This is a genomic window from Geobacillus sp. 47C-IIb (assembly GCF_014679705.1).
In the GTDB taxonomy this organism is placed as follows: Bacteria; Bacillota; Bacilli; order Bacillales; family Anoxybacillaceae; genus Geobacillus; species Geobacillus thermodenitrificans.
The window spans coordinates 505,364-518,921 of the sequence record NZ_CP061473.1; the positions used below are offsets into that span (position 1 = coordinate 505,364).

Annotated in this window: 15 protein-coding genes and 1 tRNA gene; 2 read left to right on the forward strand and 14 right to left on the reverse strand. The window is 48.1% G+C overall.

What is annotated here, in order from left to right; all coding sequences use genetic code 11:
• Nucleotides 1-67 precede the first annotated feature (67 nt).
• From IC804_RS02460 to glsA, 6 genes are all read right to left on the reverse strand, one after another.
• The gene (locus IC804_RS02460) at nucleotides 68-511 is read right to left on the reverse strand and encodes a MaoC/PaaZ C-terminal domain-containing protein (RefSeq protein ID WP_011887636.1); all 444 of its coding nucleotides are present in this window, start codon (nucleotides 509-511) and stop codon (nucleotides 68-70) included.
• Nucleotides 512-863: 352 nt separating this feature from the next.
• Complete coding sequence (locus IC804_RS02465; protein ID WP_008880504.1) at nucleotides 864-1,691, reverse strand: carbohydrate ABC transporter permease; 828 nt, start codon at nucleotides 1,689-1,691, stop codon at nucleotides 864-866.
• Between the two features lie 13 nt (nucleotides 1,692-1,704).
• On the reverse strand, nucleotides 1,705-3,012 hold the full coding sequence (locus tag IC804_RS02470; protein ID WP_008880503.1) for an ABC transporter permease subunit: 1,308 nt from the start codon (nucleotides 3,010-3,012) through the stop codon (nucleotides 1,705-1,707).
• A gap of 149 nt (nucleotides 3,013-3,161) precedes the next feature.
• Nucleotides 3,162-4,481, reverse strand: a complete 1,320-nt coding sequence (locus IC804_RS02475) for an ABC transporter substrate-binding protein (protein ID WP_008880502.1) — start codon at nucleotides 4,479-4,481, stop codon at nucleotides 3,162-3,164.
• 544 nt (nucleotides 4,482-5,025) lie between these two features.
• Nucleotides 5,026-5,430, reverse strand: coding sequence for a hypothetical protein (locus IC804_RS02480; RefSeq protein WP_029761657.1), 405 nt, complete (start codon nucleotides 5,428-5,430; stop codon nucleotides 5,026-5,028).
• Between the two features lie 13 nt (nucleotides 5,431-5,443).
• The gene (gene glsA, locus IC804_RS02485) at nucleotides 5,444-6,373 is read right to left on the reverse strand and encodes a glutaminase A (protein WP_011887640.1); all 930 of its coding nucleotides are present in this window, start codon (nucleotides 6,371-6,373) and stop codon (nucleotides 5,444-5,446) included.
• Between the two features lie 369 nt (nucleotides 6,374-6,742).
• On the opposite strand from glsA, the gene IC804_RS02490 reads away from it, so the two are divergent.
• Nucleotides 6,743-6,816: transfer RNA gene (locus IC804_RS02490), tRNA-Pro, on the forward strand.
• 65 nt (nucleotides 6,817-6,881) lie between these two features.
• Here the strand turns inward: IC804_RS02490 and IC804_RS02495 are convergent.
• Nucleotides 6,882-7,040 carry a hypothetical protein gene (locus tag IC804_RS02495; protein WP_008880499.1) on the reverse strand — a complete coding sequence of 53 codons (159 nt, stop codon included), beginning with the start codon at nucleotides 7,038-7,040 and terminating at the stop codon, nucleotides 6,882-6,884.
• Nucleotides 7,041-7,766: 726 nt separating this feature from the next.
• Between IC804_RS02495 and IC804_RS02500 the strand changes: the two genes are divergently transcribed.
• On the forward strand, nucleotides 7,767-7,949 hold the full coding sequence (locus IC804_RS02500; RefSeq protein ID WP_008880497.1) for a small acid-soluble spore protein H: 183 nt from the start codon (nucleotides 7,767-7,769) through the stop codon (nucleotides 7,947-7,949).
• Nucleotides 7,950-7,996: 47 nt separating this feature from the next.
• Here IC804_RS02500 and IC804_RS02505 read toward each other — a convergent pair whose 3' ends face one another.
• The 7 genes from IC804_RS02505 to IC804_RS02535 form a co-directional block, all read right to left on the reverse strand.
• Nucleotides 7,997-8,134, reverse strand: coding sequence for a hypothetical protein (locus IC804_RS02505; protein ID WP_008880496.1), 138 nt, complete (start codon nucleotides 8,132-8,134; stop codon nucleotides 7,997-7,999).
• 104 nt (nucleotides 8,135-8,238) lie between these two features.
• A complete protein-coding gene (locus IC804_RS02510) occupies nucleotides 8,239-8,604 on the reverse strand; it encodes a VOC family protein (protein WP_008880495.1) in 366 nt (121 codons plus the stop codon).
• Complete coding sequence (locus tag IC804_RS02515) at nucleotides 8,601-9,383, reverse strand: YhfC family intramembrane metalloprotease (RefSeq protein WP_008880494.1); 783 nt, start codon at nucleotides 9,381-9,383, stop codon at nucleotides 8,601-8,603. The genes IC804_RS02510 and IC804_RS02515 overlap by 4 nt, the downstream gene beginning before the upstream one ends.
• 14 nt (nucleotides 9,384-9,397) lie before the next feature.
• The gene (locus IC804_RS02520) at nucleotides 9,398-10,054 is read right to left on the reverse strand and encodes an SdpI family protein (RefSeq protein ID WP_008880493.1); all 657 of its coding nucleotides are present in this window, start codon (nucleotides 10,052-10,054) and stop codon (nucleotides 9,398-9,400) included.
• Complete coding sequence (locus IC804_RS02525) at nucleotides 10,051-10,326, reverse strand: autorepressor SdpR family transcription factor (protein WP_008880492.1); 276 nt, start codon at nucleotides 10,324-10,326, stop codon at nucleotides 10,051-10,053. Before IC804_RS02525 ends, IC804_RS02520 begins: the two co-directional genes overlap by 4 nt.
• A 767-nt stretch (nucleotides 10,327-11,093) precedes the next feature.
• On the reverse strand, nucleotides 11,094-11,597 hold the full coding sequence (locus IC804_RS02530; protein WP_011887644.1) for a DoxX family protein: 504 nt from the start codon (nucleotides 11,595-11,597) through the stop codon (nucleotides 11,094-11,096).
• A gap of 467 nt (nucleotides 11,598-12,064) precedes the next feature.
• Nucleotides 12,065-13,501 carry a sodium/proline symporter gene (locus IC804_RS02535; protein ID WP_081157412.1) on the reverse strand — a complete coding sequence of 479 codons (1,437 nt, stop codon included), beginning with the start codon at nucleotides 13,499-13,501 and terminating at the stop codon, nucleotides 12,065-12,067.
• Nucleotides 13,502-13,558 lie beyond the last annotated feature (57 nt).

Sequence of the window (13,558 nt, forward strand, 5' to 3'; positions counted from 1 at the left end):
GTTAACGCTTTCAAACGAACGTTTGTTTCTCCCTCCACAACGCTCGAAGCAGCATCGCGCGCTCCGTTCACTTCTTTCCTTCCCGCGCCACGAGCATATGCACAAGTGCATCAACCACCGTCTCTCCATGCTGGTTAAGGATTTGTTGATGCACTGTGACGAGTCCTGCCGTGTCGCTCCGCTCGGTCAACTGCTTCACTTCCGATTCGACGTAAATCGTATCGCCAATTTTCACTGGTCGGACGAAGCGGAGCGCGTCGATGCCGTAAAAAGCGAGCACACATCCCGGCTCCATCACCCATAGCCCAGTCGCCGCCGACAACGTCAGCATCCCATGGGCAATCCGTTCGCCGAACTGCGTCTGCTTCGCGTATTCTCGATCGATATGCAACGGATAAAAATCACCGGAAACACCGGCAAATTGTACAATATCAGCCTCAGTAATCGTCCGACCACGCGAACGGTGGCGTTCACCTACGACATAGCCTTCAAAAGGTCGGTCAAAACGCAATGAAATCCCCCCTTCGCTTCATATAACAAAAGAACGAACCATTCCCACCCCCTTTCAAGTAATGAAAAAGCGATTACTTAACCTAAATTTTGTAAATTTTCTGTATATTTATGGCAAACTACATACAGAAAACCGTTCAAAGCTTCATAAGAGGTTGGCCTCATATTTGTCACTAACATATGAACAGTTAGCAGCAGATAGAACGAGTGATTGATGATTTCATGTTTTAAAACGAATGGGCATTGAACACAAGGTGCCAGAGAGAAGATATGGCCTTGAGGAAACGTCGGAGGCATATATAATGAGAGGGCGCCCCATTGCATTTGGGACGCCCTCTCCTTTGCCTTAGCGATTATTCTTTCACCGAGCCAGACGTGAGACCGGATACGATGCGGCGTTGGAACAGCAATACCATAATGACAAGCGGAATCGTGACAATAACCGTCGCCGCCGAGATTTCGCCCCACGGGATCGTGTACTGTCCCTGGAACATGGCGATACCAACGGGTACTGTTTTGTATTTTTCCGCCGTATTAATCGTTAAGGCAAATAAAAATTCATTCCATGCTGCGATAAAAACGAGAATCGAGGTCGTAAACACCCCCGGCACCGCGAGCGGTAAAATGACCTTGAAATACGTTTGCATTGGCGTTGCTCCATCGATTTTTGCCGCTTCTTCCAAATCAAATGGAATTTTGCGGAAAAAGGTGACCAACAGCCAAATCGATAACGGAAGGGCAAACGTTGTATACGGAATAATCAATCCTAAATAACTATTTGTTAAACCAAACTTTTTCACAAACATGTAAATCGGAGAAATGGTTGCAATTTGCGGAAACATGGACACCGCCAACACGAGACCGAGAATGACGGTTTTGCCTCTGAACTCTAAACGCGCGATGGCGTAAGCGGCAAATGCCGCGACAAATACGGTATAAACCGTCGTGATCGTCGCAACCACCGTGCTGTTCCATAAATAGCGCAAAAATGGATAATTGACAAAGACGGAAATATACGATTTTAATGTTGGGTGGCTAGTAAACCATTGAAATGCTTTATCGCCGAATAGTTCACTAAGCGGCTTTATCGAGCTGAGCAACACCCATAAAAACGGAAACATGACAAAAAAGACGAATACGACGAGAAAGATATAAAAAAGAGGTCCTGCTTTTTTCGTCATGATCTCACCTCCCTTATCGTTTCGCACTCGCACTGTCGGACAATAAATCTTTACCGAGCCACTTAATATAAATCATTGAAATGATGGCGACACAAATAAACACGATGACTGCCAACGCCGATCCATTTCCAAAATTCGTCTGCGAGAACATGACTTTATACGCTAAAATCGAAATCGTTTCCGTCGAATTCGCCGGACCTCCGCCGGTTAATACGAATATCAGATCGAACACGCGGAACGCATCCAGCGTCCGGAACAAAAGAGCCACCAAAATACTTGATTTCAGCAGTGGCAACGTCACTTTGACGAACTGTTGCCATTTCGTTGCTCCGTCGATCGAAGCGGCTTCATATAGCGAGCTTGGGATTGTTTGGAGCCCAGCAAGCAGTAACAAAGCCATATACGGCGTTGTTTTCCACACATCAGCAAAAATGACGGCAAACATCGCCCCTGCTTCTGTCGTTAGCAAATCTCCCATACGGTCAACAAGACCAATATTTTCAAAATATTTAGCAACAATCCCGTTTTGCCCATCATATAAAAACTTCCACATCAGTGCCGATACAGCGGTCGGAATGGCCCATGGCACTAAAATCGTCGCCCGAACAAGCCCACGGCCGAAAAATGCTTTGTTAATGAGCAAGGCGATGGCCAACCCGAGCACAAGCTCAACTGCGACCGACACAACAGTAAAGAACGTCGTATTCCATAGCGCCTTCCATAAGCGCGGATCGCTAAAATTGTCTTTATAATGCTTCAGACCGACAAAGTTCGGTTCAATGACGACACCGGTCAGCCCTTCAGCAAGGCCAACGACTTTATCAGGCTGCTTGAGCCCCCCATCCTGGTGAATTTGCTTCAACGTTTGAACAGCGCTGTCCACCGTGCTGATCAGCTGTTTGGCCGTTTGTTCGTCCAGCTCAACAATTTTCACTTCTTCACTCGGCGTCTCGAAGTTATCAAGCGCTTCGTTTACTTGGTCGTATTGTTTCGCCACCTGTTCGTCCTTGCGGATGGCGGCATCCATATCCGTTAATTTTTGTTCCACTTCGGCGAGCGTTTCTTTTACTGTTCCTTCCGCAGTAGCTAATTCTTGTTTAAGGGCACTTTGTAAGAACGGGTAGTTTTGCAAGTACCCCTCTAGGTCAAGGCTGTAGTTTAAATGAATCGATGATTTCCTCGGGTCGTTGAGCCGATAGTCGAACAGGCTGTAATAAAACGATTGGATGACTGGCCAAATAGCAATCGCTAAAATCAATAACAACGCCGGCGCGACGAGCGAATAACCTAAGATCCGCTCCATTCTCTTTTCATTCCTCATCGCTGCCTTCCCCCTTCTCTTTGTTAAAAAGGGTATTAGCCTTCAGTACCGGATAGAGAGCGGCCTGAAGGCTAATACATAGCGAATGGCTTCCTCCGTTATTTTTTCTTGCTCACTTGGGCTGCACCGCGCCGAGCAACACAGCCGCTTTACTTATTCATCGCTGCCTTCATTTCTTTTTCCATGTTTGCTACCGCTTGTTCAACAGTAAGCTCTCCGGCCAATGCCTTCGATACGTTAATTTGGATGATTTCGGAAATTTCCGGATAGTTTGGCACCACTGGACGCGGCACTGCTGCATTCAAGGCGTTGACAAACCCTTCTTCAGCGAAGAACGGATTGGCTTTCAACACCTCTTCATCCTCGTACAACTCCGGCAATGTCGGGGCTAAACCGCCATAAACGGCCGAGATTTTTTGCCCTTCCGGCCCGGTCATAAATTTGACGAATTCCCATGCTTCTTTCGGGTGTTTCGAATATTTGTTGATTGCCGTCATCCAGCCACCAAGCGCTGCAGCTGACCCTTTATCGCCAGCCGGGAGCGGAGCAACGCTAACTTTGCCGACAATTTTTGATTGTTCCTGATCGTTCGCCAAGGCATATTGATACGGCCAGTTGCGAATAAACGGTGCTTGTCCTTCGATGAATGCGGTGTGAGACTCAGGTTCCATAAAGGTCGTCACGTTGCTTGGCACAACATCCGATTGAACGATCTCCACCATTTTTTTCAAACCTTTAATGGCTTCCGGACTGTTGACGACAACGTTTCCGTCTTTGTCAACGATTTGTCCCCCGTAGGAAGCAATAAATTCAACAGCGTTACAAACAAGCCCTTCATATTGTTTCGCTTGCATTAAATAACCGAATTTCGTACCGCCTTGCCCTTTCAGTTCCTTTGCTGTTTTTAACAGTTCATCCCATGTTTTCGGCACTTTATCTTCAGGCACTAAATCCGTCCGATAAAACAACATGCCCGTATCAATAAATTTCGGCATCGCCCATTGCTTACCGTTGAAGTTTCCAGCGGCTAACGCCCCTTGGTTGTATTTGCTTAAATCGATGCCATCTTTCTCAATGAAACGGTCCAATGGCAACGTATAGCCTGCTTGGGCGAATTCAGCCGGCCAGATCACATCAAGGTCCATAACATCGATTTCCGACGACTGGGCGTTTAACATCGTAACGTAAGCATCATGCTGCTTGCCGGTGTCAGCCGGCATTTCCCGCAGTTCAACATCGATGTTCGGATGTGCTTTTTCAAATGCTTCGATCAACTTTTCGGTTGCTTTCGTCGAGTCTTGGCCACGGGCATAGACAATCTTAACCACTTCGCTGGATTTGCTTTCTTTATTGCCTTCTGTTTTGCTATTGCCATCACCGTCAGCATTTTCACCGCCGGAGCAGGCCGTAAGTCCCATCGTAAGCGCTAACAAAATAGCTGATGATTGAAACGCTTTTTTCTTTTTCATTTCTTATCCATCCCCCTACTTGTTTTTTGTATGATAAAGCTTGAGTGAAACCGAACAACACATCTCTCGCGCGGTCCGGATCACCTCCTAGGCTGAAATGACAATCCAATTACACACTATTCAGGCAATTTTCGATGCCTGTCTACCTACTATTTTGTAATCGATTACACAAAAATCGTTGATAAATCGACTATTTCCCGCTTTCTGTCTCTTTTTCATCCTGATGAGTTTGCGAGAAAGAAAAGGCTGATCTCTACCGAATAGGTGTTCAACCGAAGAGGCTTGTCTACCTTCCAAGGTTTCCTTCCAATCGACTAAGACTTCAGGCAAACCCATCTATGTAATCGATTACAAATCCATCTTACATCGATTTGATTTCCTTCGTCAAGGGCTTAAATCTTTTTTTAGTATATAAACTAAGAAAAGACGTCCCAAAGGAGGAGGACGCCTCTTCTCATTCCGATGTATGCAACTAACCGACTAGTAAAAACCCATATATTGCATTTACTGCTGAGAAAGGCAGTCTTTTGAGGCAGCCCTTCCCTCACACTTCCACCGCCTTCCCTTCCTCGACGATATGGTAAAGCAAGTGCGCTAAATGGTGGATCGGGCCGTATGGTTCTTCATCGTCTTCATTCATTTCTTCCTCATCAGCGAATTCGAGGTCGTTTAAGTAGAGCGCCATAAACTCATAAAAATCTTTCAGCTCGAAGCTGTAGCACGCGCTCGGGTCTTCGCTGTCCTCCTCGTACTGGAGCATCAAGTACGAGACATTCCCTTCGTTGTCTTCGGCGTCGAAAAAGACGAAATAGCCGATATTCGTGTCGAGGTCAAACAAATGTCGCGTCCCGCCTTCAGTCGCCTTGTCAAATTCGTCTTGGTTCAATTTACCGACGTTCATCGCCTCCACATGATCTTCGCGATGAAACTGAACCGTAAACGTTTTCATGTTCGTCTCCTCCTTAAAAAATGCTTAATGAATATGTTTTGGATAGCCGCTCGAGCAGCTTCACCCCGGTCAAGCTGTTCCCTTTATCATCGAGCGCCGGACCGAAAATACCGATGCCGCATCGCCCTGGGACGGCAGCGAGAATGCCGCCGGAAACACCGCTTTTGGCTGGAATGCCAATTTTAATGGCAAACTCGCCTGAAGCGTTGTACATGCCGCACGTGACCATGAACGTTTTGCAAATACGAGCCACATCAAGAGGCATGAGCAGCTCACCCGAATGCGGGTCGCGCCCGTCAAGTGCGAATACTAAGCCGATGCGCGCCAAATCAATGCACGTCATCTCAACGGCACATTGCTTCGTATACAAGTCCATCAACTCTTCAACATCTTCATCGATAATGCCGTGCTGTTTCAAAAAATAGCAAAGTGACCGGTTTAAAAACGCGGTTTCAAACTCGGATTGAGCCACTTCTTCCGAATACGTGATCTGTTCGTTGCCTGCCAATCGGCGGATGAATGCCAAAAGCCGCTCGAGCCGCTCTTCGACAGAACGGCCGCGAATCATGTGCGTCACCGCCAACGCCCCGGCGTTAATCATTGGGTTGAGTGGTTTGGACGGCTGCACTTCCTCGAGCTTAGCAATGGAGTTAAACGGATCGCCCGTCGGCTCCATACCAACTTTGCGAAACACCTCGTCTTCGCCGCGGTCGATCAGCACAAGGGCCAGTGCGAGAATTTTGGAAATGCTCTGTAGCGTCACCTTGACTGTCACATCGCCGGCATCAACGACTTTTCCGTCTGCGGTGTACACGGCAATCGACAGCTCGTTCGGATTCGCCTTACCTAAGGCGGGAATGTAATCAGCCACTTTTCCGTAACGGGCGTACTGTTTTGCTTCTTCGACAAAGCGGACAAGCTCTTCTTTGTTGTACACAGGCATCACCGATGGTTAGTATGGCTGATTTTTCCTGTTTTATGCATGAACAATGCAAACAGCTAGGAATCGACAGGCGCACTCGGCCTTGTCCAAACGGAATGTTTTCCACAAGACAAGCATGCCTAGTTGGACAGGGGACAACAGCCGCTTGCCTACAGTAAAACTTAGGGAAAAGATGAACAGGGATCATGTGATCGTAGACATACATGCCTTGATGAAAAAATTTCCCCTTATGAACGGTCATCGCCTATGGAGAAACGTTCGATTCCGTGATGAGAATGATCGCGACATCCTTTTTCCAACGAATGCAAAATTGGCCATTGATTTCTCCCTATTTTTCTTATATAATAGGAAATGTCTGACCAATCTCTTCGGGATGTAGCTCAGCTTGGTAGAGCACACGCATGGGGTGCGTGGGGTCGCAGGTTCAAATCCTGTCATCCCGATCGTCATGAAACCAGCCGGAAAAACAACCGGTTGGTTTTTTGTTTTTCCCCCTTTGTTCCACCTACTAAATGACCTCCATCTTCTTTCCTGCGAAAGCGATGTAGCCAACAGCTAGCTCAACATCGTCGTCCACCACGGCGGTGTCAGAAAGCGATAGCGTCGTTTCAACTCGACAAGCTCCGATAATCGCTCCATCCATATTGAAGACCGTGGCGGTGACCATCCGTTTTCGGTTTCCTGGCAGAGATTGCTTTCATCATCGACGTCATTACGACGGTAACGGAAACAGGTGACTTTGCTCAAGTGAATCCCATCAATTAAGCTTGCATGGTTCCGCTCGTCGTTCAAGACGAGGTCATCGCGGCGAATCAGTACACCGATATTCGCAGCATAGCCGCTATTGAAAATGAGTGCGGATTCTGCTTTTTTTCACTGTTTTAACATAGCTTCTGCCTGCTCGTACAGCGGATGGTTACCGGCGACGAGCCGCGATGCCCCCGCCCCGTATCTTCGCATCCTGATTCATTGTTCGCCTGTCATCCGCCAAGCCTACATCATTGTGCGATGCGAAATTCTACATCGGCTTTCCGCCCAACATGCCCGAAACCCCTGACGCCTCCGCTTGACGCAACTGGCGTTTTTGCCCTAGTTTGTTCAACTCGAAAAGAATCTCCGTTTTCATCCTCATCTCTTGTATATGTAAACTATACACAATATACTTTGCGATTCACTAGTGCTATATGTTTGCTTTATTGATTATTTAGAACAATGTTTAATATATTTAGTTGAAAATTCCTTGTTGTTAAGTGAGAAAAAAGGAACGGATGCCAAAAAGAGCTTTATCGCTTTTTTTCGCTTCGATGCATAGCCGGTCCTTCGAAAAGTCATACTATATCTGTCTTAAACGCCCCTATTTCCGTTCATCCTGCGAACTAAGGAGGTGCCGAAAATGGATGTTCGTCGAGCGCAAGAAATCGCATCATCGCCAGTGATGGCGAATGTCACGTACAACGGACAGCGCATTTACATCGAGCATGTCGACCAACAAAAAGGGGTGGCGACGATCCATCCGCTTGACAACCCGTCTCAAAAGCAAAGTGTGCCGGTTGCCAGCTTAGAAGAGCATTCGTAACCACAAAAAAGCGGGAAAAGGAATCATCCTTTCTCCCGCTTTTTTCGCTAATCAGCCGTCAACTCTTCCTGCTCTTTGTAGGCTTCTTGTACAGTTTGTTCCCTCATCGCCGCGCGGCCTGCCGTCCGAGTATCAGCGGTGCGGACAGATTTCTCGCTGCGCTTGTTGTTCGCTTTCATTTTCATCGCGATGCTCCCTCCTTCGTCTCTAGCATTCCCTGAATGGCAAGAGGTTACTATCGCGAAGGAGCAAAAGAGCACTGCCCGATCGGACGGCTTATGAAGCGATCTTATCCTTTTTCTAACAACTCGATCCGGTTGTGAAACGGATCGCGAAACGAAAACCGCTTCACCCCTGGGATCGGTTTTTCATCTTGTGTCACGACCCCACGTGCTTCCAAATAGCGACGTGCAGCCTCAACATCTTCCACTTCAAACGCCGGATGGCTTTTGCTGTTGTAGCCATCACGGTTTTCCGTCCCAATATGAAGCTCGATATCACCGACTTTGTACCAAAGCCCACCGTTAGCCTTCAGCGACTCGGGCTTTTCGATTTCCTTGAAACCGAGCACGCCCGTATAAAACGCACGCGCCTCATCTTCAGCGCCAAATGGAATACAAATTTGCACATGATCAAGTCGTTTGACACGAATCATCGTTTCTCTTCCCCCTGTTCAAAGGCTGGCTTGATCCGGCGAATGAACAAAACGGCAGCAACCGCCCACACCAACAACACTGCCTCGACCACCCAGATGTTTGTGACGACTTTCGCTTGGTACAACGCCGGCAAGACGTCCAACGCAGCATGGAGCAAAATTGCATACAGGACATAACGGAATTGCCGCTTGCGCACGCCAAGCAAAACGAGCAGCGATAACGCCACATGCACGGCCAAGGCAAACAACCGTTCTAAACCGCCCAACACATACATCGCCAACGGCGTGTGCAACACTTGTTCCTTAATTAGCTCCGCTTGGTCCGCCGGAAGCGACGGGGCAATCGTTTTATCAAAGACTCCTGATTGGATGAGGCTCATGAGCACGATGACGTTCACAGCGCCCAACACGCCAAGCAACACCGCTTCCACCCCACCGTGCCCAAGCCCGAATGACAAGCCATCGCCATATGAGCGTTTTTGTTTCAACAGCCAGCGAAATCCGACATAACGGCCGATTTCCTCAAACACACCGGCGGCAAGCGCAGCGTACAAGACAAAGAGCGTGACGCTTTCCGTTCCTTTCAGCGCCGGTCGCCCCGGTTCAAGGACAGCGATATGAAGGGCTTTTTCCAACACTTGTGAAAAAACGAGAAAGATCAGTGCCCCGATGCCGAGCGCTTTCCACGAAAGCCACCCTTTTTTTCTCCCGTACCATACAAGTCCGAGCGGAACGAGCAACGACACAAGAAGCTGTGTGACTGCGCCTATAATCCCCATGAGTCCCCTCCTATCTATGATGAACGCTTGCGCTGTTCATGACGAAAATAGATGAACGACTGAATGATTAAATACAAATTACCCAAAATTATGATGAGCATCAAAAAGACAAACTTCATCTCCCCTTCCCCTGGCAAAAATCCCGTTAACATAAGCAAAATCCCCATCGCAATAAACACTTTTCCGCCAAGGCGATGCGTTTTGTGCCAAACCGTCTCACTCTCAATCGTCCATGGCGTGCGGATGCCGATAAAATAATTATGTTTGATTTTCGGCATATAATTTCCGATGACAAGAAACAGCCCGCCGATGCCAAGCGGCGCAAACAAGCTCATATCGATCGAAAAGCCGAGATTGTACGCGAGTGTTACGATATGCAATATGAGAAAAAAAGCGATCAACGCCACATTGAAAATGTTGTATACGTGTGAGAATTTAGCATAGTTTTCTTTTTTCGGGTCAAATCTTGGCATCACTCCCATCAAAATGATGAAACCTGTCATCAATACGGGTGGGAGAAGCGCGCCAAACCATTTGTTGCTGAAGCCATCGGCTTCCCCTGATGCATTCCAATGGATCGCCACTTCATCCGGCAAATACGGAAGAGCAGCCAAACTCAATAGATAAGCGAGAACCGTCAACACGATCGCCAGCCGGCTAACCTTCATCATTTCTCTCCCCCTTTTTCGACGAAATCGTAAAACCAACGGAGCAAATCTTGAAACACCGTCGTGTTCAGAGAGTAGTATATATACTGTCCTTCACGCCGGTCTTGCACCAAATCAGCCTGCTTTAAAATTTTCAAATGATGCGATACACTCGGTTTTTGCATATCAAAGTGCGAAGCGATTTCCCCTGCCGTCAAGTCCCCTGTTCGCAGCAACGTTAAAATTTTTCGGCGCGTCGGATCAGCGATCGCTTTAAATGCCTCGTTGAACGACAATGGTGATCCCACCTTGCGAATGATTTTTGCATACATATTGAAAAATAACGTTTGTTGATCGCCGCTTCTCAAACAGTGAGCAGATGCTGCCAATGTTGACGGTTGGCCGTAAAGCATGGCACGCCCAGGTGAACCGCAAAATGTCTGTAAAAGCGGGGCATTTTCATACCTAAGTGAAGGGCAAAACTGGCTCACGGATTTGTTCATGAAAAGACATGCACCTTTGAGGCCGACATGAGGAGTACAACTGGCTCATAGGCTTTTTTCGTGCATCGGTCACTCGTTATTTCGAAACATAGTTTTATAGGACAAGAAATTAGATATTTAGATACATTTCTAAATATAGAATATTCCATTTCCATTCAACTGTCAACTTATATATGATTTCTGACTAAGCCCTCCTCTCTTCATCTTTGCAAAACGCTCTCAGCACGTTGACATGGTTGCACGGCGAGGCTGTTACGTTTCTATATCCCGTCAAGAGACTGATATCGTCGAGCACATAACGGAGCTGTCTTAGGAGCCCACTTGGCCAATACAGGCGTCTTTGTTCCTCGTTTCTATCATCCGCTCCCCCGATATTCTCACGAGTTGGCAAAAAAAGAGGTATGCCCCCTTCCACCGTATGAGAACCGCTTCGCGATTTTTCTTCTTTGGAAGTGAATAAGGTGAATCAACATACGAACGGCCGCCCCTTTTGACGTGAAAGAAAGAGCGGCCGTTCGGAAAAGGAGAAAAACTGAAGCCGTTTGCACGGTGCGAGGTCGTTATTTATGCGTTGCAGCCGGACGTTGTGGACGATGCCACCATTGGCGGAGATAAGGCAACACCCAATGATCGACACCGTATCGTCCCGCATTGGCCCCAGCGACGAGGATGAAGACGGTGAGCAGCACCATTTGTGGGTTCGTGCTCGTCGTGCCCGAGAACATGAAGGCGAAGTTCATGACCGCTCCCATGAGTGCAGCGAAGGTGGTAAACAAGCCAAGAATCAGTGCGATGCCGACGAGAAATTCGCCCCATGGCACGAGGAAGTTAAACAACCCAACATTCGGCAGCGCTACGTTTTCGATAAAGGCTGCCCACCAGCCTTGCACGGCTGGATGTTCACCTGTGGCCTTCGCCAACGCTCCTTTTAAATATCCGGTGGCGTCAAAGCCGTGCGTGATTTTTTCCCATCCCGCCATCATCCATTCATACCCTAAATAGAGGCGAAACAACACCATCAACGCCGACGCTGTGGCATGTTCGCGCAACCATTTGACTACCATTTTGTTTCTCTCCTTTCATTTTTAAAACAATTCTTTACACTTTTATCTTAATATTCTTTTTGCTCGTTGAAACGAGTTTGTTCAATATTTCACAATATAGTCAAAAAGTTATGACTAAATTATGACTACGATTCCTTTTCTTGAACATTCCCCACCTGCGCCTAAAGGGGACAGATTCTTAGGAACACCCGTCCTCGGTTGATCTGCCTTCCCAAAACAGCAAACGAAGATGCTCAATAAAACGAGAGCAACAACATCTTTTATCCCAGGAATAAAGACTGATTTGATCGTGAGTTCAACGGCACATCCAGACATCGATGCGTCTGCATAACGTCGCCCCCTGTCGCTAGAACAGACAGTCGAGCAATACGGTGGGGCAGCAGGCAATGGGGGCACGCTTCGCCATGGGAAAGGGCGTCCCGCTGCTTTCGGGACACCCTTATACTGGTGATGACCAGTGTTGTTGGTCACGTCGTCCGCTGGCGGTCAGGAAACAACAAGCTGAACAACACCCCGGCCACTAGCGCAATGGCAAACGTCGTAAACCGTGAACTGATGATGTCCTCAAGCGGCGAGGAAATCCAGATGATTGTGCTGATAAACCCAGCGAGGATCGTGGCGATGACACCGATGCCGGAATACCGCTTCCAGAAAAAGGCGAGTAAAATCGCCGGTGACAACGTGCAACCGATTCCCGCCCACGCCCAGCTGACAACGAGATACACGAGCGACTCCGATGTCATCGCCAATACAAGACCAAGCAATCCGCCGGCTACGACAACCGTACGTGATAAAGTGACAAGCTGTTTCTCCGACAAACGGAGACGCAAAGAACGGCGTACGATGTCTTCGCTAATGGCGCCTGTGATCACAAGCAGCTGTGAATCGGCCGTTGTCACGATGGCGGCCAAAATGCCGGATAACAGCAACCCGGCCAACCACGGCGGCAACAAGTCCAACACCATATGCGGCAACACGGTCTCGACATCGGCGAAGGAATGTCCTTGGTAAAGGGCAATCGCTGTCAGACCGATGAGAAACGCCCCACCATACGCCAATAGTGTCCAAACGACCGCCACCGTTTTGGCCGTTTTCGCCTCGCGGGCATCTTTTAATGCCATGAAACGGGCGCTCAATTGCGGCTGTCCACCAAGGTAGCCGAAAAACCAAGCAAAATTGTTAAACAACAATAGCCCAAGCGCAAAACCAGTCACTCCCCCTGTCCATGAGTCGAGGCCTGGTTTCGCATGATGAAGCGCTTCACTGATCGACAATCCGCCGCTATAAATTTCCACTAACGCCACAATTGGCAAAATAACGAGCGTTGCCAGCATGAGCACACTTTGAATCATATCTGTCCAAACGACACTGACAAACCCGCCAGTGTATGACAAGATGATGACAATCGCCACACTGATGACCATGCCAAGTGCTGGATCGATATGAAAAACAGTAAACAGCGTTTTGCCGGCGCCTGCGATTTGAGCGCTAAAATAGAACATCATAAAACTAAAAATCAAAACAGTAGAAAGCCATAAAATCGTGCGCCCTTGCTGACCAAACCGTTGCGCCAAATAGCTTGGCAGTGTCAACACCCCGTACCGCTCCGCCTCTTGGCGAAACCGGTCAGCCAAAAAAAGCCAAGCACTGACAATGCCGATGACAATGCCTACTGCCACCCAAATCGCAGAAAGTCCGCTCGCAAACACAAAACCCGTATAGCCAAGCAACAGCCACGCCGATTCCCCTGTCGCCCGTTCGGAAAAAGCAAGCGTCCAACCCGGAAGCTTTTTTCCGCCAAGCAAAAAATCACTATGACTCATCTCTTTTTTTCCATACCAATAACCAAGAGCGGCCAACACAAGACAATACAGCACGAGTTCCGCCAAGATCACGCCATTCATTGTTTCTCCCCCTCGCTATATAGTTCACCTCACCACACTGCCTCCCTCTCTACTGTT